This is a genomic window from Longimicrobium sp. (genome assembly GCF_036399255.1).
Lineage (GTDB): Bacteria > Gemmatimonadota > Gemmatimonadetes > Longimicrobiales > Longimicrobiaceae > Longimicrobium.
Genome location: NZ_DASWNM010000097.1, coordinates 1 through 5,360, shown reverse-complemented (window position 1 = coordinate 5,360; position 5,360 = coordinate 1). Strand labels below are relative to the sequence as shown.

Sequence of the window (5,360 nt, the reverse complement as noted above, 5' to 3'; positions counted from 1 at the left end):
CCAGCAGCCGCGCCAACGCCATCAACGCGCACGGCCAGGTGGTGGGGTGGGCCCAGACGGCGAGCGGCGCCCGGCACGCCTTTCTGTGGACCCCCGGCGCGGGGATGGTGGACATGGGCACGCTCCCCGTGGTCCCCGACGCGCGGCGCGGCGCCCCCAATCCCGCCCTCTCCAGCAGCGAGGCGCTGGACATCAACGACGCAGGCGAGGCGACCGGCTTTTCGCGCGCCGGCTATCCCGTTCCGTACGCCTTCGTCTGGAACCAGGCAGGCGGATTCCAGATCCTGGGCGACGGCTACGGGAAGGTGATCAACAACCACCGCCAAGTGGCCGGGGGATCCGCGCATCCCACCGAGCCCGTCGGCGAGGTAAACCGCGGCCGGTTCTGGCGCGACGTCGTCTTCCCCGCGGCGGACGCAGGGGGGCCCTACCATGGCGAGCAGGACGAGCCGGTCCTCTTCGACGCCAGCGGCACCGCCAACCCCGACAACGATGCCCTGGTCTTTGCGTGGGACTTCACCGGCGACGGGGTCCCGGATTCCACCGGCGCGCAGGTGGGTTTCGTCTTTTCCGCCCAGGGCTCGTACACGGTGCGCCTCTTCGTCACCTACGCGGCCGGAACCACCCGGACCGACGACGCCAGCGTCACCATCGGCCCGCCGCACTGGCCGCGGGCCGTCATCGCGCCGCCGGCGGGCGGACAGTACGCGGTCGCGGAGGGGGGCCGCATCGTCCTGGGCAGCCAGGGAAGCGCGGGCGAGAACGGCGGGCCCCTGCTGTACCGGTGGGAGTTCGGCGACGGCACGTCGGCGCAGAGCCGCTTTCAGACCGCCCCGTTCAACTGGACCAGGACCTACGCCGACGACGGCACCTACACGGCCCGCCTGATCGTGTGGGACGCCACAGGGCGCTCCGACACCGCGACCGTCGGGGTGGTGGTGCGGAACACGGCTCCGGCGGCCGTCCTCTACGTGCCGACCACCGTGTACGAGAACGCGCACTTCACGGTGGCGCTGAACAGCGCGACCGATTCGTCCAGCGCCGACCGGCGGGCGGGGTTCACCTACGCCTTCGACTGCGGCGCGGGGAGCGGCTACGAGCCGTACGGCGCCTCCGCCACCACCACCTGCCAGGCACGGGCCAACGACACCACCCACGTCGTGCGCGCCCGCATCCGCGACAAGGACGGCGCGGTGCGCCAGTACACCCGCACCCTCGTCACGCGCAACGCACGCCCCGTGGTCACCGGGGCCGCCATGCACGGCCACCTGCTCTTTGCGGGCTTCACCGACGCGGGCGCCCAGGATGGCCCGTGGACCTGGGTGGTGCGGTGGGGCGACGGCACGCAGTCGACCGGAAGCGCGAGCTCCGCGTCCCCCTCCGCGATCACGGTTTCACACGTGTACGCCGGAAGCGGCCCCTACACCGCGACCCTCCAGGTCACCGACCGGCAGCTCGCCGCCAGCGCCGTCTACAGCTTCACCGCCACCCCGTAGGGATCAACCCGGGGAACGGAGAAAGGACGCGAAGACCGAGATCTCCGCGTCCTTTCTGTTTTCCTCCGCGACCTCCGCGCGACATCCGTCCCTTGGGCGTTCATCCCGGTGGATCTCGTTTCCGGCGACGCTGCCTCCGCCCCCGTGCCCCACCCCGGGCGAGCACGCGGCCCGGGGAGAACAAAAGCATTGCCCTCCCTTGAATTGGCGTTTAGGATGCGGCTGCGTCTTCTTCATCGCATTGCCCTTTCCGCTGTTCCCGGAGGCCCCGATGTCACGCCTCTCCTCCACGCCGCTCCCTCCTGCTTCCCCGGCGGCTCCCCTGCTCCGTACCGCGGCGCTCGCCGCGCTGCTGCTTGGCGCCGGCTGCGTGGACGACCCCACGAGCACCCTGGGCCGGCCGGGCGGGCCCCGGCTGGCGGGGGCCCGCGCCATCGAAACCGACCTGGGCGACCTGGGCGGAGGGGGCGTGTTCGTGCACGACATGAACGATGCGGGACAGATCGTGGGCAACACGTGGAAGGATGCGAACGGCGCCGGCGGCGACGTCGGCTTCCTGTGGGAGCCCGGAGGGACGATGCAATGGATCGCGGGCGACCAGTGGTGTGAGCAGACGCGTTGGGGGCTCGAGTGCTACATCATCCCCGGGGACGCCCTGGCCATCAATGCGGGCGGCATGGTCACGGGCTCCGACGGCTATACGACCGCCCGCTGGCCACCCGCCACGCAGATCCCCGGCGACGCTCGTGGTCCCGGACGCGACATCAACGATGCCGGGGACGCCGTGGGGGGCAGCCCGGCGTTTCTCTGGACCTTCGATGACCTGGTCACCTTGCTGGGAACCCTTCCCGGACAGTCCGGAAGCCACGGGGTGCGCATCAACAACGCGCGGCAGATCACCGGCGGGTCGGGCCCCCGCGGCTTCTTCTGGCAGAACGGGACCATGCAGGACCTGGGAACGCTGGGAGGAAGCAGCACCCAGCCCACCGACCTGAACGAGGCCGGGCAGGTGGTCGGCCGCTCCAGCGTCGCGGGTGACGCCGCGGTCCACGCCTTTCTCTGGACCCCGGGGGGCGGAATGCAGGACCTGGGAACGCTGGGCGGGGCCAACAGCCACGCCAGCGCCATCAACGCGCGGGGCCAGGTGGTGGGGTGGGCCGAAACGGCCGGTGGAACACGGCACGCCTTTCTCTGGACCGCCGCGGAGGGAATGGTGGACGTGGGGACCCTCCCGCTGGTCCATGATCCGACGCGCCCCGCACCCGACCCCGCCCTGTCCGGCAGCGAGGCGCTGGACATCAACGACGCGGGAATCGTCACCGGCTTTTCGCGGGCCGGGTACCGCGTCCCGTACGCCTTTGTCTGGAGCCGGGCCAGCGGCATGCAGATCCTGGGGAACGGCTACGGCAAGGTCATCAACAACCGCGGCCAGGTGGCCGGGGGCTCCGCGCATCCCACCGAGAACGTGGGGGAGTTCAACCGCGGCCGCTTCTGGGACGACATCGCCATCCGGGTGGGGCCCACCGCGGACGCCGGGGGCCCCTACCAGGGGGAGCAGTCAGAGCCGATCCTCTTCGACGGAACCGCCACCCTGAACCCCGACGGCGAAGCGCTGGTCTTCGCCTGGGACTTCACCGGCGACGGCGTCGCCGACTCCACCGGCGCCCAGACGGGCTTTGCGTTCGACGCCCCCGGCTCGTACCCGGTGCGGCTGTTCGTCACCGACGCGGCCGGTGTGACCTGGACGGACGACGCGGTGGTCACCATTGGCCCGCCACGCTGGCCCCACGCGGTCATCGCGCCGCCGCCGGGCGGACAGTACGCGGTCGCGGAGGGGGGCCGCATCCTGCTGAGCAGCCAGGGAAGCGCGGCGGAGAACGGCGGACTGCTGCTGTACCGGTGGGAGTTCGGCGACGGGACCGCGGCGCAAAGCCGCCATCAGGACACCGCGTTCGCCTGGAGCAAGGTGTACGGCGACAACGGCACGTATACGGTGCGCCTCATCGTCTGGGACGCAGCGTCCCGCGCCGACACCGCGACGGTCTCGGTGACGGTGCGCAGCACGGCGCCGACGGCCGCCCTGCGGCTGCTCACTCCGTATGAGGGCCAGGACTTTACCCTGGAGATGCTGAACGCCACCGACTCGTCCGCGATCGACCGGCGGGCCGGCTTTGCCTACGCGTTCGACTGCGGGACGGGAGGGTACACGGCGTTCGGCGGCTCCACGTGGCGCACCTGCAGTGGCCGGCCAGACAACGTGAGCCACGCCGTGGGTGCCCGCATCCGCGACAAGGACGGCAGCGTGCGCGAGTACCGCAGAACCGTCACGCCGCTCAATGCCCGGCCGGTGATCACCGGCGCCACCTGGCTCAACACCCTCCTCACCTTCGGCTTCACCGACGCCGGCACCGAAGACGGGCCGTGGAGGTGGGTGGTTCGCTGGGGCGACGGGACGCGCTCGGAGGGGTGGGCCGGGGTGCAGGGGAACAACGCCGTCCTGGCTCCGCACGCCTACGCGGCCCCCGGGACCTACACCGTGCTGGTGCACGTCTACGACAAGGACGGCGCGTCCAGCGGCGTCCACGCCCTGACCGTCACCCGGTAGCGGGCGGGGGAGGATGCGCAGGGGCGCCTCCGGCCCTGCCCGCGCGGGGCGGCCGGGCGGCAAGCGGATCGGACATCCCGCATGAAGTCGAAGCCCCGTCCGGCGCAGCACACCGGACAGGACTTGCGACCGCTTCCATCGCGGAATTCAGCCGGTCTCCATCTCGTGCGCGGGGCGGATCTCCCTCGCCCGGTGATGCCCGCCTCCACTCTGCGCCCCCTCCCCCTGCTCCACACCCCGGTCCGGACGAGCACGCGGCGCGGGGCGAGGGCGGGGATCGAAAACCATTGCCGATGCGTGAATTGGCGTTTAGGATGCGGCGTGCGTCCTTCTTCATCGCATTGCCCTTTCCGCTGTTCCCGGAGGCCCCGATGTCACGCCTCTCCCCCCGCCCGCTCCCCTGGAACGCCCACCCCCGCTGTGTCCTGCGCCGGTCCGCCGCCGCGGCACTCCTGCTGCTCGCGGTTTCCGCGTGCTACGACGACGAGCCGACCGGTCCCGGCGTCCGTTCCCGGCCGGCGGAGCCCAGGCTGCTGGTGACCGGCTCCGTCGAGATGGACATCGGGGATCTGGGGTACGGTGGGGTGTTCGTGCAGGACATGAACGACGCGGGACAGATCGTCGGGAACACCTCCGTCAACCCGGGGATCGACGTCGGCTTCTTCTGGGAGCCGGGAGGGGAGATGGAGCTGATCGCGGGCGGCACGGAAGAGTGCGAGGAGGTGGGGGATGACGTGTATTGCTACTGGATCACAGGCGTCGGCCGGGCCATCAACGACGCCGGCCTGGCGACCGGCTGGACCGAGGGCGGCGTGTACTCCGGCCGGGCGGTGTACCGCTGGTCACGGGCGGGCACGAGCTGGGGCCCTGGCGGGGGCAACGCCATCAACGATGCCGGGGACGCCGTGGGAGGGGCGGTCCTGTGGACGGCGCAGAATGCCACCATCCCGCTGGGGACGCTCCCCGGCCAGTGGAACACCGACGCGGTGCGGATCAACAACGCCCGGCAGGTCACCGGCACGTCGGGCCCCCGCGGCTTCTTCTGGCAGAACGGGTCCATGCAGGACCTGGGAACGCTGGGAGGAACAGGCACGGAGCCCGCCGACATGAACGAGGCCGGGCAGGTGGTGGGCCAGTCGGACCTTGCGGGCAACGCGGCGTTCCACGCGTTTCTCTGGACCCCGGGCGGCGGGATGGTGGACCTGGGAACGCTGGGCGGGGCCAGCAGCCGCGCCAACGCCATCAACGCGCACGGCCAG

General features: G+C 71.5%; 2 protein-coding genes and 1 pseudogene. All 3 read left to right on the top strand.

The features are described 5' to 3' along the window. A partial coding sequence (locus VGC13_RS17845; protein WP_331126639.1) for a PKD domain-containing protein occupies positions 1–1,496 on the top strand: 1,496 nt, incomplete at its 5' end. A gap of 271 nt (positions 1,497–1,767) precedes the next feature. Then, positions 1,768–4,101 carry a PKD domain-containing protein gene (locus VGC13_RS17840; protein ID WP_331126638.1) on the top strand — a complete coding sequence of 778 codons (2,334 nt, stop codon included), beginning with the start codon at positions 1,768–1,770 and terminating at the stop codon, positions 4,099–4,101. A gap of 371 nt (positions 4,102–4,472) precedes the next feature. Then, a pseudogene (locus VGC13_RS17835) lies at positions 4,473–5,360 on the top strand (hypothetical protein); the annotation flags it as partial.